The sequence below is a fragment of the Deltaproteobacteria bacterium genome (assembly GCA_016709225.1).
Classification (GTDB): domain Bacteria; phylum Myxococcota_A; class Polyangia; order Nannocystales; family Nannocystaceae; genus Xiheibacterium; species Xiheibacterium phototrophicum.
In genome coordinates this window covers 731,905-756,904 of record JADJEE010000002.1, presented here as the reverse complement: position 1 = coordinate 756,904, position 25,000 = coordinate 731,905, and the positions used below count along the sequence as shown (strand labels likewise).

Annotated in this window: 16 protein-coding genes; 10 read left to right on the top strand and 6 right to left on the bottom strand. The window is 71.2% G+C overall.

Going from position 1 to position 25,000, the window contains the following annotated elements:
* Positions 1 to 39: 39 nt before the first annotated feature.
* From IPH07_17355 to IPH07_17345, 3 genes are read right to left on the bottom strand one after another with little or no spacing between them, the layout of a single operon-like run.
* Positions 40 to 996, bottom strand: a complete 957-nt coding sequence (locus IPH07_17355; protein ID MBK6919165.1) for a hypothetical protein — start codon at positions 994 to 996, stop codon at positions 40 to 42.
* Positions 948 to 4,364, bottom strand: coding sequence for a hypothetical protein (locus IPH07_17350; protein MBK6919164.1), 3,417 nt, complete (start codon positions 4,362 to 4,364; stop codon positions 948 to 950). Before IPH07_17350 ends, IPH07_17355 begins: the two co-directional genes overlap by 49 nt.
* Positions 4,365 to 4,390: 26 nt before the next feature.
* Positions 4,391 to 6,460: a hypothetical protein gene (locus IPH07_17345; protein ID MBK6919163.1), complete on the bottom strand. Its 2,070-nt coding sequence runs from the start codon at positions 6,458 to 6,460 to the stop codon at positions 4,391 to 4,393.
* Between the two features lie 304 nt (positions 6,461 to 6,764).
* Here IPH07_17345 and IPH07_17340 point away from each other — a divergent pair, with 304 nt between their 5' ends.
* A complete protein-coding gene (locus IPH07_17340; protein ID MBK6919162.1) occupies positions 6,765 to 7,460 on the top strand; it encodes an SDR family oxidoreductase in 696 nt (231 codons plus the stop codon).
* A 34-nt stretch (positions 7,461 to 7,494) separates the two neighbouring features.
* Here IPH07_17340 and IPH07_17335 read toward each other — a convergent pair whose 3' ends face one another.
* A complete protein-coding gene (locus IPH07_17335; protein ID MBK6919161.1) occupies positions 7,495 to 10,869 on the bottom strand; it encodes a hypothetical protein in 3,375 nt (1,124 codons plus the stop codon).
* A gap of 166 nt (positions 10,870 to 11,035) precedes the next feature.
* A complete protein-coding gene (locus IPH07_17330) occupies positions 11,036 to 14,170 on the bottom strand; it encodes a protein kinase (GenBank protein ID MBK6919160.1) in 3,135 nt (1,044 codons plus the stop codon).
* A 152-nt stretch (positions 14,171 to 14,322) separates the two neighbouring features.
* On the opposite strand from IPH07_17330, the gene IPH07_17325 reads away from it, so the two are divergent.
* On the top strand, positions 14,323 to 14,952 hold the full coding sequence (locus IPH07_17325) for a LytTR family transcriptional regulator DNA-binding domain-containing protein (protein MBK6919159.1): 630 nt from the start codon (positions 14,323 to 14,325) through the stop codon (positions 14,950 to 14,952).
* On the opposite strand, the gene IPH07_17320 is transcribed toward IPH07_17325, so the two are convergent.
* On the bottom strand, positions 14,878 to 15,744 hold the full coding sequence (locus IPH07_17320) for a GNAT family N-acetyltransferase (GenBank protein MBK6919158.1): 867 nt from the start codon (positions 15,742 to 15,744) through the stop codon (positions 14,878 to 14,880). The genes IPH07_17325 and IPH07_17320 overlap by 75 nt on opposite strands.
* A 122-nt stretch (positions 15,745 to 15,866) precedes the next feature.
* Here IPH07_17320 and IPH07_17315 point away from each other — a divergent pair, with 122 nt between their 5' ends.
* The 8 genes from IPH07_17315 to IPH07_17280 all read left to right on the top strand — a co-directional run bounded on the left by IPH07_17315 (position 15,867) and on the right by IPH07_17280 (position 25,000).
* Positions 15,867 to 16,427, top strand: coding sequence for a Rieske 2Fe-2S domain-containing protein (locus tag IPH07_17315; protein ID MBK6919157.1), 561 nt, complete (start codon positions 15,867 to 15,869; stop codon positions 16,425 to 16,427).
* On the top strand, positions 16,424 to 18,112 hold the full coding sequence (locus tag IPH07_17310; protein ID MBK6919156.1) for a cytochrome b N-terminal domain-containing protein: 1,689 nt from the start codon (positions 16,424 to 16,426) through the stop codon (positions 18,110 to 18,112). The genes IPH07_17315 and IPH07_17310 overlap by 4 nt, the downstream gene beginning before the upstream one ends.
* Before the next feature lie 141 nt (positions 18,113 to 18,253).
* Positions 18,254 to 19,984 carry a hypothetical protein gene (locus tag IPH07_17305; protein MBK6919155.1) on the top strand — a complete coding sequence of 577 codons (1,731 nt, stop codon included), beginning with the start codon at positions 18,254 to 18,256 and terminating at the stop codon, positions 19,982 to 19,984.
* Positions 19,985 to 20,088: 104 nt separating this feature from the next.
* The gene (locus IPH07_17300; protein ID MBK6919154.1) at positions 20,089 to 20,256 is read left to right on the top strand and encodes a hypothetical protein; all 168 of its coding nucleotides are present in this window, start codon (positions 20,089 to 20,091) and stop codon (positions 20,254 to 20,256) included.
* Between the two features lie 12 nt (positions 20,257 to 20,268).
* Complete coding sequence (locus IPH07_17295; GenBank protein MBK6919153.1) at positions 20,269 to 22,974, top strand: hypothetical protein; 2,706 nt, start codon at positions 20,269 to 20,271, stop codon at positions 22,972 to 22,974.
* Positions 22,971 to 23,321, top strand: a complete 351-nt coding sequence (locus IPH07_17290) for a hypothetical protein (protein ID MBK6919152.1) — start codon at positions 22,971 to 22,973, stop codon at positions 23,319 to 23,321. Before IPH07_17295 ends, IPH07_17290 begins: the two co-directional genes overlap by 4 nt.
* Before the next feature lie 123 nt (positions 23,322 to 23,444).
* Complete coding sequence (locus IPH07_17285) at positions 23,445 to 23,768, top strand: hypothetical protein (protein MBK6919151.1); 324 nt, start codon at positions 23,445 to 23,447, stop codon at positions 23,766 to 23,768.
* The gene (locus IPH07_17280) at positions 23,765 to 25,000 is read left to right on the top strand and encodes a hypothetical protein (GenBank protein MBK6919150.1); all 1,236 of its coding nucleotides are present in this window, start codon (positions 23,765 to 23,767) and stop codon (positions 24,998 to 25,000) included. The genes IPH07_17285 and IPH07_17280 overlap by 4 nt, the downstream gene beginning before the upstream one ends.

Genomic DNA, 25,000 nt, shown 5'->3' with positions numbered 1-25,000 from the left:
CGTGCAGGAGCTGCGGGGGAGGGTCCGCAAGGGCCGCCTTCACGCCGCGGGCTGGACCCACGGCGTCAGGAACCACCGCAGCCGCACGGCGTCGTCGACGTGCACCCCGCAGGCCCGGCCCACGCGCCAGCGCGGCGGTGCGTCGGTCCGTGCGAGGCTCCACATCGCCTCGACGAAGCTGCGATCGCCACCGTGCTCGCCGCTGGCGCGCCCGATCGCGCGCTGCTTGGCATCGTCCTCGGGCACGAGGGCGAAGCCAGTGGTCGACAGTCGTAGCGCTGCGCTGGAGTGGGCATCGAGCGGGGTCGCGATCACGAAGCGACCGCTGCGGGCGGGGTCGCGGATGAGCGTCGCGAGGCTGCGGGCGGCGAGCGGCCAGCGGCCCGGTGCGACCGCCTCTGCGAGCGCGACGATCGACGCGCGGCGGTCGAGCAACCAGTGCACGTGCACGCGGCGTAGTCCGTCGGTGTCGGCCTCGAGCCGCAGTGCCCACGGGCGCGCGCCCGCCAGCCGAGGCGTCCACGCGTGCAGGCGCGCGGCCTCGTCGGGCGTCAGCACCCGCGCGAGGCGGGCGTGGGCATGGCCGGCATCGGGGTCGCGCAGGTCGACGAAGACCGAGGTGCGCAGGGCGGTCCAGAACAACCACGCGCCGAGGCTCGGGTGGTCACCCTCGGGCAGCGCGGCGAGGCGACGCTCGAGCTGCTCGCAGGCCGGCGACGCGACCAGCCCCTCGACCTGGCGGGGGTCGAAGCGCGGGCCCAGGCGCACGCCCGCGCGCAGCCCTGCAGGGCCCGGCGCGTCGACGGTGAGCTGCAGTGGCGCGCCGGCGTCGAAGCACGAGCGCGCGTCACCGAAGCGGCACGCGTCCGCGAGGCGGTCTGCGATCGTGCGCGCGTCGTCGCCCATGCGCGCGAGCAGGGCCGCGCGCCACAGGCGACCTCGCACGCTCAGGCGCTCGGCAGCAGCACCAACGCCGTCGTCGTCGCATCCAGCCATGGACCCTCGGTCGGGCCGGTCGCGCGGAACTCGGTCACGCGGTAGCGGTAGCCCCGGCTGTCCCGATCCTTGATCGCGATCGACCATGTGAAGCTGCCGGGGTGCCCCTCGCGGATGAGCTCGGAGTGCTCCCAGCGTACATCGTTGGCGGCATCGACGTACTCGAGCTCGATCTTCACCGCCAGCAGCCCGCCGGTGGGTGGCGGCACCAGCCATGTCACCGTCACGGGGATCACGTCGATCGCCTGCACGCCGAGGATGAGCCGCTCGTCGTGGCCGTCGGTCCAGTCGATGGTGCGGATCGCTCCGCTCGTCTCGATCATGGTCGCCTGCCACTGCCATGCACGCGCGGCGGGATCCTCGAGTCGCACCGCCCACTCGTGGGCCTGCGCGTGCTCGCGCAGCTCGAAGGCGTCCTCGATCGAGCGGTTGCCGTGCACGTAGCGCAGCCGCACCTGCGCGCTCTGGTACTCGTGCGCGGGGTCGGCCAGCAGCACCTGCACGCGCAGGGTGTTGCCGCGCGGCTCGTTGATCACGATGAGCTCCTGCGGGGCCCAGCGCTGCGGTGCGAGCGGCACCTGGGCGCCGTCGCGATAGAACAGCACGCCCGAGGTCTCGACCTCGGCGTCGTCGAGGTCCGCCTCCGGGCGGATCACGAGGCGGTGCGTGGTCTGCTCGGCGGTGAACGAGAGGTTCTGCCGATGGGGACCGTAGGTGACGACCACCTGCACGCGCTCGACCAGGTCGAAGTGCATGATCCCGGTCGTGAGGTTGACGGTGAGCGCCGGCGTGACGTCGCGCGGGTGGATCACGAGGTTGCGTGCGAACGATCGGATCCAACCGTCGGCGTCGGCCCCGGGGGCGCCGACACTGGTGACCGCGCCGATGGAGTCCCCCAGCGCGACGTCGTCGAGGTAGTGGATCGTGACGCGGTAGTCGTACCAGTACACCCACGGCTTGCCCGGCATCGATGCGTCGCGCTCGAGATTGCGCACGAAGGTGTCGGTCGCCTTGTCTGGCCGCAGGAACATCTCCCCGGTGTGCTGGAAGCCGCCGGCGTCGGTCGGCGCATAGCGGACCTGCACCTGGATCGCGTTGATGCCGTCCTGTTCCCACATCGCGGTGGTCGAGGCCTCGAGTGCGACGCGCTGGAAGAACTCGATCGCGCCGTCGGCCTCGAGGATGTAGCGCGCGGGATCGTGGCCCTCGAGCACGAGCTGCCCCTGGGGATGGATCTCGTGCTTGCGGGCCTTGCGGGAGTTGAGCTCGTAGGTCGCGACGATCTTCTCGGTGCGCTGGATCATCTCGAAGTTGATCTCGAACGAGGCTTGTACGTTCGAGCTGCTGGTGGTCGAGCCGGTGGGCTGCCGCGGCTGACCGGGCTGACCGGGCTGGCCGGGTTGGCCGGGGTTCGTGGCCCGGCCGCGCGCGAGGCGACCGTTCAGCGTGGTCGGCGTGCCGGCAGCGCCCGGCAGCGCCCCCTCGAGCTGCACCACGCGGTGCTCGATGCGCCCGCCGTTGCGGGAATCGATCGCGCCGCCGCCATTGGTGCGCGTGATGATGAGATCGACCTCCGACATCGAGTGGCCGTGGGCCTCACCGTTCCCGCCGCCGTTGGTGAACGTGAAGCGTGACGGGACCAATGCCCGTGCGACCGCGAGGCGTCGCTGCGACAGGCTCATGTCGTCGGCAACTGCATTGGGTCGCGGCAGCGGCGGCGTGCGATCGAAGCTGGCGTGGGCATGCACGACCAACGACGTGTTCGCGAGCGCGGCGAGCCACGTCGTGAGTGCCCCTGGGGCACCCCGGTCCGGCAGCTCGGACGCACCGGAGTCCTGGGTGAACCGGCTGTCGGTCGCCCGCGGCGGTGTGCTCGTGTACGAGCTGACCTCGTCCGCGGTGGGGTGGTCGTTCTCGAAGAACAGGTGAAACGTGGTTGGTCGCGGCGTGCCGGCCGCGGTGGCCGGCCACGTGATCACGATGTCCTTGCTGTCGCCCTCGGCGAGGTCGACCGTGAGGCGCCCGTTCTCGAGCGTGCGCGCCTGCCCGCCGACGGTGATCGTGCTCGGCGTGCCGCGCACGACCAAGGTCTCGCGCGTGCCGGTGGCCGCGGGCTGGAAGCGCTCGACGCCGAGCCCACCGGGGAGATCGGTCGGCCCCTCGTAGGTCGCGTTCGGACGCGCGCCGGCGGTCGTGGTGGTGGTCGTCGCGGTGGTGCCGGCGGTGTTGTTGGTGCCGGCGGTGTTGGTGGTGCCGGCGGTGTTGGTGGTGCCGGCGGTGTTGGTGCCGGCGGTGTTGGTGCCGGCGGTGTTGGTGGTGCCGGTCGTGCCGGTGGTGTTGGTCGCCGACGTGAGGTTGGTGAGCTGGCTGTTCGGCGCCAGCGTCGGCCGGAACCATGTCGAGCCCATCAGGTTGCCGATGATGGTGTTGATGGTCTCCTGGTTGGCGCTGCGGCTCTCCTCGCTGGGATCGGGATCGACCTCCTCGACCACGATCGCGCGGCGCTCTTGGAGCTCCTCCATCAACAGATGGAAGTCGGCGGCGGCGACGAAGCCGGAGGTGCTGGTGTTGTTGGTCTCGCGTCCGCCGGTGCTGCCCGCGGCGTTGCCTCCCCCCGCTGTGCCTGTGCCTGTGCCTGTGCCTGTGCCTGTGCCTGTGCCTGTGCCTGTGCCTGTGCCTGTGCCTGTGCCGCCGCTGCCGGCGGGCGTTCGCGTGGTGTTCGAGTTTCCGGTCTCGAGGCGTGCGCGTACCCGCAGATCGAGGTGCTCGTACACGCTCTGGTAGTCGATCGTGATCTTGAGGTTGTACGCGGGCCCGATGCCCGCATAGGTGAGGCCGTAGTTGGCCATCGCCATGGTCGCGCCGCCGGCCTCGACGACCGCACGCATGAGCGCCGCGCCGTCGCGATCGAGCACCACGCTGAACGCGGCACGCTCGTCGCCGAACAGCGACGGCACGGTGGTGCCGGCGACCTTGCGCACGAACGTGGTGGTGTCGTCGCCGCGCCCGACTCCGAGCAGGATCAGCTCCACGGTGCCGTCGAGGAACGGCACCGGCATCAGGGTGGCATCGACGCCGAAGCGGCGTCGGATCTCGCGCTTGACGTCCTCGAGCACCGCGGTCGGCACGTGCAGGTCGCAGTCGAGGTTGAGAAACCCGCCGCCCTCCTCGAAGCCCGCCGGCGCGGTGGCGTTGGGGTCGGGTCGGTAGAGCACCAGCCGCAGCGCGTAGTCGCCGGACTCGCCGTCGGCCGCGGTGCGAGCGATGCGGGGGGTCTCCGCGGGCAGGTAGTAGTAGGCCTGCGGGTTGGTGAAGTCGCGGAAGACGGTGATGCCGCGGTGGTGGAGGACGGGTTCGTCGAACAGCATGGGTGCGGATCCGGGGCGTCGGGTGGTCAGTCGGTGGGGAGCACGACAAGGGGCGGGGCCGGGTCGAACACGCGCTCGCGCGTGCTGCCGTCGTTCATGAATTCCTGCACGTGGAGCGCGGGCACGAGGCCGGCGGGATGGGCGAGCACGAGCTTGGCGTGATCGGGGCCGCTGTCGATCATCGCGTGGCTGTGGTGCTCGCCGGCGCGCAGCTCGAGCGCGACCGCGAAGCTGCCGCGGGCCGCGGGCCCGCCGATCGCATGGACCTCGCAGGTGGTGACCTCGAAGCCTTCGCCGCCCAGCACCAGCGAGGGCTGCTCGCCGGCGATCCAGGGCCCGCGCTCGACGCCACCATCGAGGCGCACGAAGGTGGTGCGATGGCGGTAGCGCGCGGGCTGATCGTCGCGGCGACGCAGGTGGGCCATCCGCGGCGTTCGATCCTCGCCGTCCCACGCGAGCGTCCGCGTGCGCGCGCTCTGGGTGTCGGCGCCGGGATCGTCGAGCTGCAGCTCGAGGGTGATGCCGGCGAGGTCATCGCGCGGCAGCGGCACGCACAACACCGAGACCGAGGCGCCGAACGGGCTGTCGAGCACCACCAGGTCGCCCTCGAGCACGCGCTCGGGCTCGAGCGCCGAGGGCTCGTCGGGGGCGCCGCGCCAGTGCACCCGCAGCGCGATGGGCTCGTCGCCGGCGCCCGGCAGGTAGAGCTCGCAGGCGCGGTGCGAGGCGTCGAGCGCGGCCATGCGCGTGACACTTCCGACGCTGCCGAACGAGAGCTCGACCCGCTCGATCCAATCGAGCTCGCAGCGCCCCAGCACGCACGTCAGTGTGCGCGGTGGGAACAGGCGTCGCGCCGACACCACCGCGAGGCTGCCATCGATGGGCATCCAGGGGGTCTCGCGGTCGGGCTGCGCGGTTGCGGTGGGGTCGAAGCGCGCGCGGACCCGCAGCTCGAGCGGGGCGAAGGCCTCGCGCTCGACCTCGAGTTCCTGTTCGGGGGCGTCGTCGGTGAGTACGACCTGCGACTGCGCGTCGCCCTGACCCTCGGGCCGCACGTCGACCTCCAGCGCGGCCACGCCGAGGGCCGCGAGCTCGGGCTCGGCCCGGACCAACACGCGGCGCGGCGCGACGGCGAGGTCGACGGTGTGCACGTGCCGCTCGAGGGGGCTGTCGCGCAGGAGATCGAGGAGGCTCGCGGCAGCGGTGTAGCGCACGGGAATCGCGGCGCGCTCGCGGAAGCTCCAGCGCTTGTGGGTGGCGAGCTCTTCGCGCCGCATCGTGAGGCGGAACGAGAGCTCGATCGGTGCGACCGCGCGGTCGTCGAGCTGCGGGGGTGCCGATGGCGGTGGCTCGGGCGTCAGCATGGTGCGCAGCAGCTCCTCGCCGATGCGTCGCATCGCCTCGCCGCGACGACCCTCGAGCTCGCCGGCCTCGTCGACGACCTCCACACGGATGAGCCCGTCGCGCAGGTACTCCTCCCACGTCGCGCTGATCTTTGCCGCGCCGTACGGTGTGGTGAGGGCCCCGGCCGCGGTGAGCCGATCGTGGATCGCCTGCAGGTCGGCCTCGGCCTCGATGCCGAGCGGGCCCGCCAGCCCGACGGTCTCGAGGTCGAACATCAACACCGTGGGCAGCGCGTCGCCGTGCAACGCCGCCTCGGCCAGCGCCGCGGCGTCGCGACCCAGGCGCGCCGCGATCACCACGCGGGGATCACCGAGCAGCGAAGGTGCGCCGGTGGCGAGCACGGTCGGCGCGAGCGGTGCATCGCCGAGGAAGCCGAACAGCCGCACCTCACCGGCGCGCCACGGCGGCCGCGCGAGGATCGGCGCGGCGCCGTCGGGCGGCTGCCAGCCGAGCGACACCAGCTCGGTGGGCAGTGCCGCGAGTGCCTCGGGATCGGGGGCGAGCGTGCCCTCGAGCTGCAGCAGTGCGCCACCGTCGTCGCGATCGCGGAACATCCACAGCGACAGCTGCGGGTCAGGGTTGTGCGCCAGCCCCGGCACCTGCGCGGCGACGTAGACCACGCCGGTGTCGGCGTGATCGAAGAAGAGATTCAGCCCGCGGCGCAGGGCGGGCGCGCGCCCAGCATCGAGCATCGCGTGCGACGGGGCCGGCGATCGACCCGAGCCCCGCGCATCATCGCAGGCCCGCTGTTGCGGCTGCAAGCACGGGCACGGAGGTCGACGACCACACGTTCGGCGCCAACGTGGCGGCGTCGCCGATCGAACGATCACTGCGGCGGCGCAGCGGTTGCCCGAGCCGCCCGACGGAGCCCCACGCACCGCAGGGGCGGGCGGCCGCGGGCATCCGTCACGGCCGTGCGTCGTTGCGGTGGGCCGACCGCCGAGCCGTGTGCGCCTGGTGCTGCGGCGAGCACCCGATGGGCCGTAGGATGACGGCATGCGAGCCGTCGTGACCGGGGCGAACCGTGGGATCGGACTCGAGCTGGTGCGGCAGCTCCAGGCCCGTGGCGACGTGGTCGAGGCCTGCGTGCGCGACCCCGGCGCGGCCACGCAGCTCGCTGCTTTGGCGGGGGATCGCGTGCGCATCCATGAGGTCGATGTCACCCGCGCCGCAACCGTCGAAGCGCTCGCGCACGCGCTCGGCGACGGGGCGATCGACACCCTGTTCAACGTCGCCGGCTCCTACGGCGGGCCGACCCAGAGCCTCGGACAGATGGCCGAAGACCTCGAGCTCGGCGACGTCGCGACCACCTTCGACATCAACGCGATGGGCCCGCTGCGGCTGTCGATCGCGCTGCTGCCCCACCTGCGCCGCGGCACCACCAAGAAGCTCGTGCACGTCACCTCGGGGATGGGCTCGATCGCCGACAACGGCAGCGGTGGCTACTACGCCTATCGCATGTCCAAGGCCGCGCTCGACATGATGTCGCGCTCGCTGGCGGTCGACCTGCGCCGCGAGGGAATCATCTCGGTGGTCATCAACCCCGGCTGGGTGCAGACCGACATGGGCGGGCCCCATGCACCCACGCCGGTCGCGGACTCCGTGCGCGGAATCCTGCGGGAGACCGACGCGGCCACGCTCGCCGACTCCGGCGAGTTCCTCGACTGGAAGGGCGGGCGGCTGCCGTGGTGAGGCCCCCACCGCAAAGCAGCGCGCGAGGGGATCGCTAGCGGCCGAGGCCTCGCGCGAGGTAGCCCGAGATGTCGTGGTAGTCGACCGCCATGTCGCGCATGCGTCGGCGCGACAGCGGCGGCGTGACGATCGCGCTCGTGGCCGAGACCCGCGGCGTCGGGGCGTCGGTCAACGCGAGTAGCTCCGGCGGCGGCCCGGGATCGGGCTGGCGCGTGGGCGCCTCGAGGAAGCTCTCGAAGCTGTGCGACGCGTGCACGCGATCCGAGAGAAACGGGCGCGTGTCACCGCAGAAGCGCGCGAGCACGGTCTTGAGGATCGAGCAGTGATCGAGCACCACCGAGGGGCCCTTGCCGGGCGTCACCCACGGCGAGATCACGAACGTCGGCACGCGCACGCCGTAGGGGATGTGGAGCGTCGTCGGTGGGGACGGTGGCGGGCTGGCGTCGGTGTCGGGGGTCGGGTCGGCGGCGAGATCGACGAGCGCACCGAGGTTCGGCGCGACGTGAAACCCGTGCGCGACGCCGCCGACGGTCGTGAGCACGCGGTCCGATACGCGCGTGCCGCGGGGGTTGGGCGCCGCCGGTACGTCGACCCCGGCGCCGGTCGGCGGCCGCTCGTTGCCGCCCGCCGCGTTGCGATCGAGGACGTCTGCGATCGGCGGGATCACGTGGTCGTAGAGGCCGCCGTGCTCGTCGTACGTGATGACGAGCAGCGTCCGCGCCCAGGTGTCGGGGTTCGACCGCAGCGCCTGGTAGACGCGACGCAGGAAGTGCTGCCCTTGGTACATGTCCGCGGGCGGATGGTCGTCGTCTTCGGGGTAGTGGTGCATCGCGGGCTCGATGACCGTGAACGCGGGCAGGTCTCCGGCGCGCACGTGCTCGGCGAGCTCGTCGAGCGGCCGGATGTGCACGTCGTCGGTGGCATAGCGCGCGAACATCCGCAGCATCGTGACCGAGGGGAACGACTCGTAGACCCGCCAGCCGACGCCATGCCGCGTGAGCACGTCGTAGATCGTGGTCGCGCGCGACAAGAGGAAGTTGTCCCCCGCGTTGTTGTCGAGGATGGGGACACCCAGGCGGTCGTACTGGACGTCGCCGGTCAACGAGTACATCCGGTTGGGCAGTGTGGGGCCGGGGTGCGAGCAGAAGTAGCGGTCGCAGTAGGCGTAGTGCTCGGCGAAGAAGGCGGTGACCGGCAGGTCGTCGACGCCCTCGGCTTCGTTCTTCTCGTAGTACCCGAGCACGGTGAACGGCGTGCAGCCGACTTCGCCCTCGGGCTTGCCGTGCAGCTTGGTCTCGCGGAAGTTCTCCATGAAGCCGCGGGGGTCGTTGATGGTCGTGCCGGCGGGACCGCTGACGCGCCCTGCGAGCTGCTGCGTGACATCGGCCAGCTCGTGGCCGACGCCCGTGGGGATCCGCGTGCGTCGCTGCGCCGCGTTGGCTTCGAATGCCGCACGGCGCAGCGGGTGCACGGGCGGTAGTGGCTCGGTGCCCGGCTCGGCGGCCGGGAGCGGCTGCACCGCGAGCGCAGCGGCGTCGATCGCTGCGACCAGTTCGGGCGTCAGTCCATCGGCACCATCGGAGATCGGCGCGCGCGCGCGGTAGCCCAACACGTGGTCGTACGAGCGGTTCTCCATCATCACGACCACGATGTGGTCGATCTTCGCGCGGAGGTTGTCGGCCTTCCACGTGTTGCCCAGCGACGGCGGCAGGAAGCGCTGAAGCCCACCCGTCGAGAGCGGCGTGCGGCCGATCGCGCCGGCGTAGTCGCGTCGCGGCTGGGGCTCCGGCTCGGCGGCCGCGACGTGCTCGAACAGCACGTCGTTCCCCTCCCAGCGCGGCTGCAGGTACGTCAGATGGGTACCGAAGGTCGTCATCAGCAGACGGCACGCGAGCGACGGGTCCGCGAACAGCTGCTGCGCGGCGGTGACGAAGCGGTGGTTGAGCGTTGATTCGAGGTACTCCGTCAGCACCAACGCGGTGACGCCGGCGAACACCGGGAGCGCCGCGAGGCTCGCCAGTGCAACGCCGTCGAGGTCGACGTCGAGCACCGACTCGGGCACTTGGTGGACGATGCGGGGTGTGCCATCGGGATCGATCTGTACGCCGACCTCCATCGCGAATCGCCCGTCACGCAGCTCGACCCGGGCGACGGTCACGTCGCGCCAGCGCACGGCGATGTGCCCGTTGGCGGTCGCAGACAAGCGGATCGCAGGCGCCTGCGCGAGCGCGCTCGACGGGCCGAACGCGACATCGAGCGAGCGCAGCGCGAACCCGTCGACGTCGAGCGTGAGCCCGTAGTCGAGCGCCGCCGGTCCGGCGTAGAGCACCTTCGGCTCACCCGCGACGATGTCGACGGTCTCGTGCTCGGCCCGCAGGCGCGCATCCAGGACTCCCCGCATGTCGATGGTCTCGGCGCTCACGACGTCGTTGACCGTCAGCATCACCTTGACCTGGTCGCCGTCGTTGCGTCCGCGCAGATCGAGGAACGAGCCGTGGGGGCCGGTGATCGCGGCGATGCGATCGAGCAGCGGCGCGACGCGGATGCGCCCTGGATCGACGACCGTCGCGGACAAGAAGCTCTCGGGTCCGCGGCTGCCCCCGGGCTGCACCGCCTCGAGGGTCCACAGCCGCGGAAGGCCGGCGGCGTCGCGCGAACGGCCGAGCAGGGCCAGCGGAATTTCGCACCGGAGCTGGTTCGATCCGCTCGAGCTGGCCACCGTGACGCCGTCGGGATCGAGCAATCGCATCGATCCCGGCCACGCGCCGAAGCCCCGACGCGTGCTGACCTGGGCGCGGAAGCTACCGACGCGGTTCAGATCGAACTGCGCGCGGAACGGGTCACCGACGATGCGGGCGTTCGCGACCAGCGGTGGCGCGCTGGACGACGGCACTGTCTCGAGCAGTCCGAGGTTGATCACACCCGGGAGTGGCGCGACGCTCTCGTGCAACGCCGCGTTCGGCTGGTAGAGCCGGCTGTGGCCGGCGAGCGAGAAGCGCCAGCGCCCGAACGGGGCGCCGCGCGGGTCGCGAAACTTCTCGAGGTCGGCGAGGGTGACCTCGTCGGCCGTGAAGCGGGCGCCGCTGGGATCGAAGATCTGCAGCGTGAGCGTGAGGGGTTCCTTGCGCGCATTGACGCCGTTGTGGGGCTGCGCCGGCGGGCGCGGCCCCGGACGACGCGGCCCACCGGGGGTGTCGATGCCACCGGGGGGCGTCGGCACGTCCGTGCCCCCGCCGTCCAATCGACTGTTGCGCTGGACCGCGGCTTCGATGCTGTGGTTCCAGCGTCCGGGGTAGCGAATGTCGAGCGGACCCTCGGCGGCGACCGTGAACAGGATCCCCTCTGGCGTCTCGCGAGACTGGAGCGTGAGCACCTGCGAGTGGAGCAGATGCGGAAGTACGAAGGCCATTGGGCGGGTTCTCCGAGGTCGGTGACGTGGTCGGGACGACCCAGCGCGTCCGGGCCATCGGCGCCCCCGAAGACTGTCGGCGTCGCCGATCTGATCGGTGGAATCGCCCACGCCGCGACGCCCGCCCCCGCCACGCGAGGGACCCGCAGCGCGGCGAGCACCGCAGCTACCGCAGCTGCGCCCGATCGATCACGCCCAGCGCCGCCGGCACGAAGCGATCGGTGATTCCCGGGGTTTCGCCGCCGGCGAGCCAGCGGCGCAGCTCGAGCGGGTCGACGTTGCCCTCGACGCCGGCGGCGAACAGTGCCGCGCCGGCCAGCTCGAGCGCGCGGCTCTCGTCGGCGCCACTGACGAACAGCGCCCGCGCGAGCCACCACGAGGTCTCGGCCACGTTCATCGCGTCCTCGCGTTCGTGGCGACGCAGCTCGAGCGCGCGCTCGAGCGGATCGATGGCTGCGCTGGCGTCGTCGAGCTCGATGCGCGCGTGCGCCAGCCCGGTCAGCGCGTAGGCCAGCAGCGGGTGATCCGGCGACAGCTGGCCCTCCCACGCCTGCAGGGCGATCTGGTAGTGCTCGCCAGCTTGCGACCACTCACCGACCTCGCCGAGCGCGTTCGCCAGCGCGAGGTGGGCGAGCGCGAGATCGGGGTGGTCGTCGGCCAGGGTGTCCTCCCACAGCGAGAGCGCGCGGCGCAGGTGCGGCAGCGCGTGCTGGGGCCGCCGCAGGTCGAGCAACGTGATGCCGAGGTTCAGCAGCGGATAGCCGAGCGCGCGCGACCCCGAAGGGTGAACGGTCGAGAGCAGCGCGGCGGCGGTGGCGTGGGCGGAGGCCGCGGCCGCGAAGCGTCGCTGCGCCCGCTCGCTGACGCCGACGCGGTTCAGCGCCCTCGCCAGCGGCTCGGGGTGTGGCGGCAGCTCACCACGCCACTGCGGCGCGGTGCCGTCGGCCACGATGGTGCGCGCGCGGGCCAGGCCCGCCGGATCGAACACGTCGATCGCCCGTAGCAGGCTCGCGACCGCAGGGCCGTGCTGCTCGAGCGCCATCTGGGCCGCGGCCAGATCCGTCAGCGCGAGGCCGACCCACGGGTGGGTGTCGCCGAGGAGCGTCGCGAGCTCGCGTTGGGCCTCGTTGCACGCGTCGTAGCCGTCGGACGGCAGCTCGAGCGCGACCAGGGCGGCACAGCGATGCTGCTGCAGACGCGCGGCGTAGAGCGGCTCGGCGCCGCTGACGATGATCGCGTGATCGTAGCGATCCATGGCTTCGCGGGGGCGTCCGAGCGCGAGCTCGAGGTGGCCCTGCGCCGTCCACCAGCGCCTGCGCATGTCGGCATCGTCGCCGACCGCCAGGATGGCGGACTCGGCGGCGGCGATCGTCGAGAACGCCTCGTCGCTGCTCGTGATGGTGTCGGGTAGGGATTCCAACAGGTCCACCCACGCCTGCAGCTCGAGGCGGCCGTGCTTGGCCGAGGCCGCCGCGACCACGGCACGACGCAGCCGCGCGCGACCCAGCGAGGTGCGGCCCTCGTGGAGATCGGTCACGCCTGCGAGGCGGAAGAGCTCCGCCTCGATCGCGCGGTCGTCGAAGCTGCCAGGCGCGTTGGCGAAGCCACCGATCCGCGCGGCCGCCTCGGACCAGCGCTGCAACATCGTGAGCACGCGGGTCTCGACCGCGGCCGCGCGCTGATCGGTGCGCGCGCGCTCGACCGCGGTGGAGCGCAGCTCGTAGGGGCCCGCGCACTCGCGTGGGTCGTCGAGTGCGAGGGTCGCGGTGAGCGATGCGTCGACCATGCCGCCGTCGGCGGCCTCGAGCTGCGCGAGCAGGCGGGTGGCGAGCTCGCGCTGGGTGTCGAGGCAGCGCGTGCTGGGCCCCGCGGCATGCTCGCGCTCGAGCGGCGGACCGCGCTCGGCCACGCACGCCGCGGCCCAGCTGCCGCGCCACCGCTCGTCCCAGGCGTCGACGCGCGCGCGCGCACTGGCCCAGGTGGTCGAGGCGTGCTCGCGACCGCTGGCCTCGAACTGCGCGACGATGCGGGCCTCGGTGTCGGGCTCGATCAACGCCGGCAGTGCCGCGAGCTCGCTCGCACACAGCTCGGCGGGGTCGGGTCGCGTCGCGAGATAGGTGCCGACGATGCCCATCGCGACCGCGATCGCGACCACCGCGGCCAACCACGGGCGATGGCTGCGCGGCGGGTCGCGCTGCAGCTCGGCGAGCAGCGCATCCATCGAGGGGTGGCGGTCGCTGGGCTCGACCGCGAGGCCGTGCGCGATCACGCCGAACAACCACCCCGGCACGTCGCTGTCGCGCGGCGGCGGCGTGGGTTTGCCCTCGAGCACCGCCAGCGCGAGCGAGGCCACGCTGTTGCCGACGAACGGTCGCGACCCCCACAACGCCTCGTACAGCGCGACGCAGTAGCCGAACTGATCGACCGCCGGCCCGATGACGCCGCCGGTGTGCTGCTCCGGGGCCATGTAGGCCGGCGTGCCGAGCAGCGCGCCCGTGCGCGTGAGCGAGAGGTCGACCGGCGTCGCGCCGGTGCGGGGCGGGACCGCGAGGTCGGCGACCGGGACGCTCGCCCCGGCCTGGCGCGCGAGGCCGAAGTCCATCACGAGCACGCGGCCATCGTGGCCGACCAGCACGTTGTCGGGCTTGAAGTCGCGATGCACGAGGCCAATCGCGTGCGCGGCCGCGAGCCCGCGGCCGGCCTTGACGAACACCTCGACGATCTCGGCCCAGTCGTGCACGCCCTGGGTGACCCACTCGCGCAAGGTCGTGCCGTCGACGAATTCCATCGCCACGAACACGCGGTCACCGAAGGTGCCGACGTCGTGCACGGTGATGACGTTGGGATGGTGCAGCTTGGCCATCGCCTGGGCCTCGCGGAGCAGGCGTGATCGCCCGCCGCTGCTGCTCATGCCATCGGCGTTGCCGCCGTGCAGCACCTTGAGTGCGACGCGGCGATCGAGCTCGGGGTCGAACGCCGCGTACACCACCCCCATGCCACCGGCGCCGATGCGCTCGAGCACCGTGTAGCGCCCGACCGTCGCACCGCGGCTGAGCGGTTCGAGCGGGTTGTTCGCGACGCGCGACGCCGCGGCCGGCCCCTCGGCGGGCACGGTCTCTTCGAGTGCGTTGCGCGACTCGTTCGTCGTCGTGGGGCCTGGCATCGCCCGCGCCTTGCGAACGAGCAGCATCGCATGGTCGACCGCGTCGCGGCGAGCACTAGAAACCGCCGCGCGGCGGTCTGTGCCCCTGGCTCGGTCGTGCTGCACGGCTTCTGCACGCGAGCGAAGCAGCGGCGCCACGTGCTCGGCGCGGGATTGCCCCCCAAACGCCCGCTGCGCGCGCGGGCCGGGCCGCCGCGCCCGGTCCAGACTGCGACGACGGCTCCCCTTGCGCCGCCGTCCACCCGAGCAGCGGGCGCGAAAGGCCCGCGTTCCCCGCACGAGACGAACCCATGCCCATACCCACACCACCGCTGCGCATTGCCATCGTCGAACCCGATCCGCTCGCGCGTGAGCGACTGCGCCGACGCCTCGCCAGTGCCGCCCAGCACGCGGTCGTGGCCACCTTCGCCAGCGCCGCCCAGGCGCGGCTCGATCCTGCGGCCGTCGACGTCATCGTCGGCGCCCAGACCGACGTCGACGCCGAGCCGGTCGCGTCTGCGCGCGGCGATGCGCTCGCGATCGCAGTGCGCGACGGCGTGGTGTTGCTCGCGCCCGAGGACATCACGCACGCGGTCTTCGACGGCGTGCTGGTGTCGGTCCACCGCCGCGGCCTACCGCCCGTGCTCACCGCCGCGACGCTCCAGCAGCTCGCGCGTCGACTGCCGACCTCGACGTTCCTCCGCAGTCATCGCCGCACGCTCGTCAACCTCGATGCGATCCGGCTGCTGCGTTCGCAGGCGCACGGTGGCTACCTCGCCGAGCTCCACGGTGGTGGCAGCGTGCCGGTCTCGCGGCAGGTCGCGCGACGGCTCCGACGCGCGCTGGGGCTCGCGCGCGCGCAGCCCTCAGCAGCGCGCGAGCGGTGGCACGGCGATGGCGGCGTTGGTGAAGCGGCCGCGCACCATCAGCGTGTCGGGTGACGCCAAGGGCCGCGGCACCCAGTCGTGCTGCGGCCAGCGCTCGGGCGCGAAGTAGACCTCGACGCGTGCGATCTGGCCGTCGATCTCCGCGACGATCTCCGACAGCGCCGGGAACCGCGGGCCGACCACGTCGTAGATGCGCAGCACGTCGTCTTCGCCTTCGTCGTCCTCGTCGATCTGGGCTGCGACCACGCAGCCGAGCCGCTCGCTCCACCACAACCGCGCGAAGCCGCCGGTGCCGAGCACCTCGTCGAGCACGAACAGCTCGGCGGCCTCGCCCACACCGAGCGCGTGGGCGACGGGCACGCGCCCGCGGAAGCTGCGCAAGACGGTATCGACGTAGGCCGAGCGCCGATCGGACAGCACCGGCATCGCCCGCGTGCGCGTCACGTCGGGCGCCGGGGTGGTCCACACGGACTGCGGCACCGCGCGAAAGCCGTAGCGTTCATACAGCGCAGGATCGTTGGCGTGCAATACCACCGTGTCGGTGCGGGCGTCGGCCCAGGCCAGCGCGCGCTCCATCAACGCGCGCGAGTGGCCACGCCCGCGCCACGGCGCCGCCGTACACACGGCATGGATCCCGGCCGCCGTCACGGGGGTGCCGTCGATGACCAGCGGGATCTCGAGCACACCCACGTGGGCGATGGGCTCGTCGCCCTCGAAGCGCACGAACGGCGTCGACATCCGGGTCCAGTCGGCGCCCAACGATCGCGCCCGCGGGATCACCGAGGCCAGCCGCGGCCAGTGGGCCGCCAACAATCGTTGTAACGCCGGGGGATCGATCTCGTTCATACGTACGCGCGTCAGGGCGTGACCCGATGATGTCACGACGGGCCGCCGACCGTGGCGAGAATCGGGTAGCTTCGTCGAGGTCGCGCCTCGATCCCGAGATCGGCCCCGCGAGAGGACCAAAGATGGTGAGCATCCCCAGCGACGACGATCCCGACGGCAACACGGCTGGCCCCCACAGCTCCCGTCGGACCCTCCTCATGGCCTCCGCGGGCGCGCTCGGCGTGGGCGTGGCGGCCAGCGTGCTCGGACCGGTCGCGGTCTTCCTCGGGCATCCGCTGCGCCACGACACCACCGAAGGCGAGGGCGACTTCATCGCCGCGGGCCCACCGTCGATGTTCGGCGGTGACAAGCCGGTGAAGGTCGATCTCTACGCCGATCGTGTCGATGCGTGGAATCGCGTGCTCAACGTGAAGGTGGGCTCGGCGTGGGTGCTCTCGCAGGGGGGCCAGCTGGTCGCATTGTCGACCGTGTGCCCGCACCTCGGCTGCGGCATCGACTACGACGCCGCCGCGAGCAAGTTCTACTGCGCGTGCCACAAGTCGTGGTTCTCGATGGACGGCGCGGTCGAGAGCGGGCCGTCGCCCCGCGGCATGGACGCGCTCGAGGTGAAGGCCGAGGAGCAGCTGGTCTCGATTCGCTTCCAGCGCTTCAAGATGGGCACCAAGACCCAGGAGCCGGCATGAGCGTGCGTGGCTTCCTCGACGAGCGACTGGGCCTCTCGCAGGGCTTCACCGCGTTCGCCAACCGACCGTGGCCCGGCGGGCCCGCGCTGCGTCACGCCGTCTTCGCGGCGCTGGTGTACCTGTTCGTGCAGCAGGCCGTGCTCGGCGTGGTGCTGGCGGCCTACTACAGCCCCTCGTCCTCCGATGCGTGGGCCTCGACCGCCTACCTCACCGACGAGGTCTCGATGGGGTGGTTCATCCGCGGCCTGCACGATCACGGCGCATCCGCATTCGTGGTGATCGCGGTGCTGCACGTGGTCGCGCTGGCGTGGTCGCGCTCGTACATCCGCCCGCGCGAGCTGATGTGGTTCGCGGCGCTGGCGGTGATGGGCCTCGCGCTCGCCGAGGGGCTCACCGGCAACCCGCTGCCGTGGGACGAGAAGGGCTACTGGGCCATCCAGGTCGAGCTCGGCATCGCCGAGCAGACCCCGGGCGGCGCCATCATCAAGCGCTTGGTCCAAGGCGGCAGCTCGGCCGGCAACCTCACGCTGCTGCGATTGTTCGTGCTGCATGCGTTGGTGTTGCCGGTGGCGTTGGGCGGCCTGCTCGCGTTCATCGCGGGGCAGCGTCGTCGCCATGGGCCGGCGCCTGCCGGCGATGCGCGCCCGTCGACCTACGCGCCCGGCCAGCTGCTGCTCGACGCACTCGCGATGACCGTGGTTGCGGGTGTCCTGCTGGCGATGACGGTGCACAGCCATGGCACCGAGCTGTTTGCGCCCGCCGATCCGACCAGCGGCTTCCAGGCGCGGCCCGAGTGGTACTTCCTCTTCCTCTACAAGCTGCGGCACTACTTCGAGGGGCCGCTCGAGCCGATCGCGACCGTCATCCTCCCCGGCGCGGCGGTGGCCTTCCTGCTCGCGGCGCCGCTGCTCGAGCGCATCGCCGGCAAGCTCGGTCGCGTCACGGTGTTGGTCGGTCTCGGCGGCCTGCTGGCGGGCTCGATCGCGCTGACGATGATGGCGATGGCCGATGATCGCGGCGACGAGAGCTACCAGAAGGCGCTCGCCGAGGCCGACCTGATGGCCACCCGCGCGCGCGCGCTGGCGAAGGGCGGCATCGATCCGCAAGGTGGTGGCGCGGTCTACTGGAACGACCCCGAGTACAAGGTCAAGCAGCTGTACATCGAGCACTGTCGCAACTGCCACGCGCTCGATGGCTTCGGTGGCGGCGAGGCGCCCGATCTCACCGACTATTCGAGCCGCGCATGGCTGGCGTCGCTGGTGCGCGACCCGACGCAGGCGAAGTTCTTCGGCAAGACCAAGCACGACACCATGGAGACCTACCCCGCCGACAAGCTGAGCGACGAGCAGCTCGCGGCGACGGTCGAGTACCTGGTGAGCATGATGGAGCCCGAGCTGGCGCCGGACGCTGCGCTGGTCGCCAAGGGCACCGCGCTGTGGAAGGACGAACTCGATTGCAGCAACTGCCACGAGGTCGAGGCCGGCAAGGACAACGAGGGTCCGAACCTGCTCGGCCACGGCACGGTGGCGTGGGTCGATCGGGTCATCCGCGACTCGTCGAAGCCGGACCTGTTCGGCAAGGCGGCGCAGATGCCGAAGTTCGAGGGCAAGCTGAGCGACGAAGAGATCGCGGCGCTCTCGGCGTTCGTGGTCGCGCGTCGAGCACCGCAGCCCGAAGAGGGCTAGCAGCCCGCCACGAGCACGGCTTCGCCCCCGTCGCACGCGCGTGTGCGCGACGGGGGCGTTCACTTGCAGGCGGTGGCCATTCGCGCCAATCTGCGGCCCTTCGCGATGGCCCACGCTGCTTCATCCCGCGCACGCTCGCTCGTGACCTCCGCCGCGCTCGCCTGTGGCATCGGCCTGCTGGCCGCGCCGAACTGCGGCGGCACGGGCGGCGGCAAGCCGCCCACCGGCGACGCGGGCAAGACCGACGTCGTGGCGCCACCGGTGGTGCCGCCGCGCGCGACCTTCGACATCGTCGCGTTCGGCCGCGTGCTCGGCACGATCGCACCGTGCGGCTGCACCACCGAGCCGCTCGGCGGCCTGCAATACGCGTTCGGTTGGCTCGAGGGGCAGGGGCCCGACGCCGCCACGCTGGTGCTCGAGCCAGGGTCGTTCCTCTATCCCGATCCCAAGGGCGCCTATGCGCCGCCCGACGCTGCGGGCTGGGAGCAGGCCGAGTCGCGCGCGTCGCTGCTGACCACGCAGTTCGGGCAGCTCGGCGATCACCTCGTGTCGAGCGTGGGTCCGTTCGACGTGGTCGCGCCGTCCGGCACCAAGGCGCTGCAGGACCACGTGCTGCCCCGCGTGGTCGCCAACCTGCAGCCGGCCGCGGGTCTGCCCGCACTCGCGAGCCATCGCGTGGTCGCGCTCGAGTCGAACGGCGTGACGTGGAAGGTCGGCGTCACTGCGGTGATCGACCCGCGCGTCGCCGGGCTCGAGCCGCTCGGCAAGCCGACGGCGGTCGAGCCCGCGCTCACCTCCACCGTCGCGCGCATGCGCGAGGAGGGGGCCGCGTACGTGATCGTGATGGCGCACGGCCCCCGCGACTTCGCCGAGGGGCTCGCGCGCGGCGAGCTCGGCATCGACCTCGTGGTGGTTGGCTCGGTCGAGGGCGTCGAGCGTCAGCGCACCGGTACGCCCGCCACCAAGCTCGGCAAGACCTGGGTGTTCGAGCCCGGCGAGATGCTGCAGTCGGTGGCGCACCTGCGTCTGTCCGTCGATGCCAGCGGCGCTGCGGTGCCCGACGCGTCGAGCTGGGCGGTGGTGCCGTCGAAGGCCGATCGCGAGCGCGAGCTGGCGCGCGTGGAGGCCCGGCTGAAGAAGTTCGAGGCCGATCCCACGGCCGATCCCGCCTTCCTCGCGCGACTGCGAGGCGAGCGCGATGCCCTGAGCGCCGGGCTCGACGCGCCGCCCGGCGACGCGGCCGCGGTCACGCTCTCGCAGGTGAAGGTCACCTGCAAGCTGCCGGCCGACGCCGAGGCCAAGCAGCGTCTGGTCGAGTACGACAAGGGCGTCGCGCAGGCCAACATCCAACGCTTCACGGGCGTGAAGCCGCCGGCCCCCGCCAAGGGCAAGGCCGGCTTCACCGGCATCGAGCGCTGCGAGGAGTGCCACGCCGAGGCGGTCGAGTTCTGGCGCACGACCGTGCACGCCAAGGCCTGGCAGACCCTCGTCGAGGTCGACAAGCAATACGATCTCTCCTGCGTCAGCTGTCACGTCACCGGCTATCGCAAGCCCGGCGGCAGCGACTTGATCGAGAACGCTGGCCTGCGCGACGTGCAGTGCGAGGTCTGCCACGGACCCGGCAGCCTGCACGTCGACGATGGTGGCGAGAAGCTGCAGCACATCACGCTCGCGACCACCGCCCAGCTGTGCGCCGGCGAGTGCCACACCGCCGAGCACTCCGACACCTTCGACTACGTGCCGTATCTTCGCGACGTGCTCGGCAAGGGCCACGGCGAGGCCGCGCGCGCCAAGCTCGGCGATGGCCCGACCGGTGCGCAGCTCCGCAAGGCCGGGCTCGAGCAGGCCGGCGGCGCCTGCCCGAAGATGTGACGCGAGCGACGTGACCTCGCGATCCCGCGTCGACATCGGCGTCGCATCGCACTGTCCAATCGGCCGTCGGTCGATGCGTCGAGCCGCTCACCGCGACCGCGGTGATGGGCAAGCCGGGCGACGGGGCGCTGCAGGTGCTACGAACGCGGACGGAGCTCGACATCGAGGGCAACGCGTTGCGCGTCATCGATGCCCGGGGCAACATCGCGGAGTCGCGGACGTACGCGATGGGTGGGCTCGTGCTCGAGGTCGAGTCCGAGGACGGCGGGTGACAGCGATCGTTGGTGGATGTCGCGGGCGCGCCGCTGCGCAGCTGGAACGCGCGCGGCTTCGCATCGCGCGTCGTGGTCGACGCGTTGCGGCGGGGGACGCACGTGTTCGTCACACCGCCGGGCGGGGTCGAGATGCTGGTGACGCGCACCGTCTGGGGCGAGGAGGTCGCGACCGCGGTCGCCGACAACCTGCGCGGGCGCGTGTTTCGCGTGTACGACGGCGCGGGCGAGCACACGAATGTGCGGCATGACTTCGCGGGGAATCTGCTGCAGCAGTCGGTGCGATTGAACGTCGCCTTCGAGGGCACCCAGGATTGGAGCGGCTTGGGTGGCGCGAGCGATCCGGATGCGATCGCGGCGAGCGCCGACGCGTCGCTCGAGCCGACCTCGTTCGTGGCCACGATGCAGTACGACGCGCTCGGGCGCTTGGTCTCGCGGACGACGCCCGACGGCTCCGAGACGCGCACGCGGTTCAACGAAGCGGGTCTACTCGAGGCGGTCGACGTGCGCGTGCGGGGCGCGGCGGAGCCGAGCGCGATCGTGACGGCGGTCGACTACGACGCCCGCGGTCAGCGGCTGCGGTGCGTGCACGGCAACGGCACCACGGCGAGCTACGCCTACGAGCCCGACACGTTTCGGCTCTCGCGCATGCGGTTGGTGCGAGCCATCGACGACGCCGTCCTGCAGGACCTGCGGTACACCTACGACCCCGTCGGCAACATCGTGGAGATCCGCGACGGCGCGCAGCAGCGGGTGTTCTTCGACAACGACGTGGTGAGCGCGGACCAGCGGTTCGAGTACGACGCGCTGTACCGGTTGAGCGCTTCGAGCGGTCGGGAGCTGCGCTCGCTGACGCAACCGGTGGATACGGACTTGGCCTTCAGCCCGCAGCCGCACGCGGACGACCCGGCGGCGCTGCGGAGGTACGAGGAGACGTACGCGTGGGACGCGGTGGGGAACATCGTGGAGCTGCGGCACACCGCGGCGGGTGGCAACTTCACGCGGCGGTATGCGTACGCGCCCGGCGGCAACCGGCTGCTGCGCAACTCGGCGCCGGGCGAGGCTGCGGAGCCGTTCTCGCACTCGTACAGCTACGACGAGCATGGCAACATGACGAGCATGCCGCACCTCGCAGCGATGGCGTGGGACCACGCCGACCGACTGCAGCACTGCGACTTGGGTGGTGGCGGCGAGGTGTGGTTCGTGTACGACGCCAGCGGTGCGCGGGTGCGCAAGGTGCAGCGCAACGCCTCGGGCTCGCGCGTGCGCGAGCGGGTCTACCTGGGGGAGTTCGAGCTGTACCGCGAGCGGGCCGCGAATGATGTCGCGCCGGAGATGGAGCGGCAGACGTTGCATGTCGGCGATGGGGCGCGGCGGCTGTGCTTGGTCGAGACGCTGACGGTCGACGACGGGGAACCCGTCGCGGCGCCCGTGAGCGTGCCGCGGTTCCAGCATGGCAATCACCTCGACTCGGCTTCGCTCGAGCTCGATGGTGATGCGGCGGTGTTCTCGTACGAGGAGTTTCATCCGTTCGGGACCACGAGCTACGCGGCGAATGACGGCGCGGTCGAGGTGAGCGCGAAGCGGTACCGGTACATCGGCAAGGAGCGCGACGAGGAGACCGGGCTGTATCACCTCGGGGCGCGGTACTACGCGGCGTGGTTGGGGCGCTGGACGGCCGCGGACCCCACAGGGCTCGCGGATGGGGTCAATCGGTATGCGTACTGCCGCGGGAGCCCCGTCACGTTGCGGGACACGAGCGGTTCGGCGGCTGAGACTCCGGGACTAGTCGTCGAACGCGCACTCTTGCAGGCCCGGCACACAGCAATCGAGGCGCAGCTACTCGCCCTCGATGCGCGAGATGCAGCAGCGACAGCGTCCCGCAGGCAATTCTCCGAGGCAATGGCCCGCCACCGGATTGAGGTCGGCGGCCTTCAGGCGGCAGTTCAACTGCAACGCCGCTATACAGCAAGCCGAGGCTGGCTCGACACCGTCACGCGCATGCCGACACTGACGGAGCTCGGCGACGCCATCGCGGAAGACATCGCGCTGCGTCCATTTGCATATGCACCCGGAATCGGTCCGGCAATCGCCGCCACACATCATACGCATGACGCCGGTGATGCTTGGTCGCGAAGACAATACCTCGAGGCGTCAGGCCACGTGGCGGGCGCGCTCGGTGAAGCGGCGCTCGCGTACCTGGACATCGCTGCACCGGCAGCAGGGGTAGCCGAGCATGGGGCCGAACGTGTCATCACGCTCTTCAGCAACGGGAAGAAGGTGATACGCTCTGCCGCCGTCCGGACGGCGGAAGGCAATGCATCCCGTGAAGCCGAGCGGGTAGCCGCAGAGGGGGAAGCGTTCAGGCTGGCGAGGCATGGCGATCACCCATCGCCGAGGCCGGGTGGCGCGCAGTCGCATCACGGCGTGATGTCTGCATGGATGAAGAAACACCACCCGGCGTACAACCCGGATGAGGCACCCGCGATCTTAATGCCTGCCGAGGCGCATGCGAGAACCTTCGGCGTGTACAATAGGTGGCGCGCCGAGATGAAAGCAGAAATGGGCGGAGTATTCGACTGGGCGAAGGTTTCCGAGGATCAAATGCGCAGACTCTCGGAGAAAATGTTCGATGCCGCCGGCGTGCCGCGGCAGGTTCGCGCTGACTACTGGCGCTGGTTCGAGCGCATGAAGGGCGCACTCCATCGGGGGCGATGAAGGCCGAGGTGCACATGAACGACGCGGACTTCCTTGCCAAAATGATGCGACTGTATCCTGACTTCTTGAGGGAACAGCGTGGTCGGCTTCTCGACCCAAGTCACGTTCCCCAGCCGCTTCGCCGCTACCTCCCGCTCGCTGAACTGTGGGGCGAGGCGGACGACACGGAGCGAGCGAAACTCGTCGAGCGGGCGCCGCAGTCTGCCAAGGACCACCTTGTGGAAACGATTGCACTGATCGACGATCTGCTCGACGCGTGGCTCGCGGGGCCCGAGGCAGAGTCCGCCCACCCCACGGCTGAGTACATAGCCTTTTCAGCGATGCGAATGGCGGCGGATTTTGTCTAGCGCGAGGTCCTGGGTGCCGGGTAACCAGACAAGCGCAGTCGTCCCAATGCTCTTCATCACGCGGGCGAGGGGTTGCGAGGTCAGCCGTTCTCGCACTCGTACAGCTACGACGAGCATGGCAACATGACGAGCATGCCGCACCTCGCAGCGATGGCGTGGGACCACGCCGACCGACTGCAGCACTGCGACTTGGGTGGTGGCGGCGAGGTGTGGTTCGTGTACGACGCCAGCGGAGCGCGGGTGCGCAAGGTGCAGCGCAACGCCTCGGGCTCGCGCGTGCGCGAGCGGGTCTACCTGGGGGAGTTCGAGCTGTACCGCGAGCGGGCCGCGAACGACGTCGCGCCGGAGATGGAGCGGCAGACGTTGCATGTCGGCGATGGGGCGCGGCGGCTGTGCTTGGTCGAGACGCTGACGGTCGACGACGGGAACCCGTCGCGGCGCCCGTGAGCGTGCCGCGGTTCCAGCATGGCAATCACCTCGACTCGGCTTCGCTCGAGCTCGATGGTGATGCGGCGGTGATCTCGTACGAGGAGTTTCATCCGTTCGGGACCACGAGCTACGCGGCGAACGACGGCGCGGTCGAGGTGAGCGCGAAGCGGTACCGGTACATCGGCAAGGAGCGCGACGAGGAGACCGGGCTGTATCACCTCGGGGCGCGGTACTACGCGAGCTGGCTGGGGCGCTGGACGGCGGCGGATCCCACAGGGCTCGCGGATGGGGTCAATCGGTATGCGTACTGCCGCGGGAATCCGGCCTCGAGTCGGGACACGAGCGGTCGAGCGACCGAGCCGATCGCAACCGACCTACGCGAGTCTCATATCGCCGCGATGCACGCTGCTCTCCTCACGGCCATGGCGGGAGGTGACGTGCAGCAGGCGTTCGAAGAGGTCGTGACCACGGCCGCCGAGGCGACGCCTGTCAGACCTCGAAAGACGACAGGTGAGTACGAGGCCGCACAGTGGAGGGCGGACGTACGGAGACTCGACGCGGAGGACGCCGAGCACTACTACCGCCCGGAGGTTCTCGAGTTTGTACCGTTCATGGGTCTCTATGACCTCCCGCATGATGCCGCACAGGCTGGGGCGGCGTGGGGGATGGGGGATGAGGCGCGCTTCGAGAACGCGGCGAAGAAGGTCGCGATCGACGTCGCGTTCACCAGCGCAGAGGCGATGACGTTCTTCGTTGCACCCGCCGTGCGTGGCGGAGCGCGACTGTTCGCCAACGGGGCCAGCGGTGTCACTCGAGGCAGCCTGAAGGCTGCCGTAGGCGAGGCGCGCGCGGCCGGCAGGGAGTCGGTCGCGGCGGCCAGGGTGAGGGCGGAAGGCGCGTCGACCCGGCGAACCGGGGCCGCCGAGCCCGGGGCGGTAGCCGCAGGGAGCGGCGGGCCGAACGATCACCTGAAGCGCTTTGGCCCCGGTCCGGAGTCAGCGGCAGACCTGGCCGCAGATGCCGCGAGGGCCGAAGCGCACGGCTTTCCGCACGGGGTGTCGACGCGCTCAGGGAAGAAGGCCGAGGGCCCCGGGAGTCCGCACCGCTCCTCGCCGCGCTCTGAGGTCGAGGAGCATTTCAAGGTCGAACAAACAGGGGAGGACCCGCGGCACCACACCGTGCACCTCCCCAAACCGGTCACAGACGAGGTTGCTGCCCTCTTTAACAGATTGTTTCGCCCCAAGGGATAA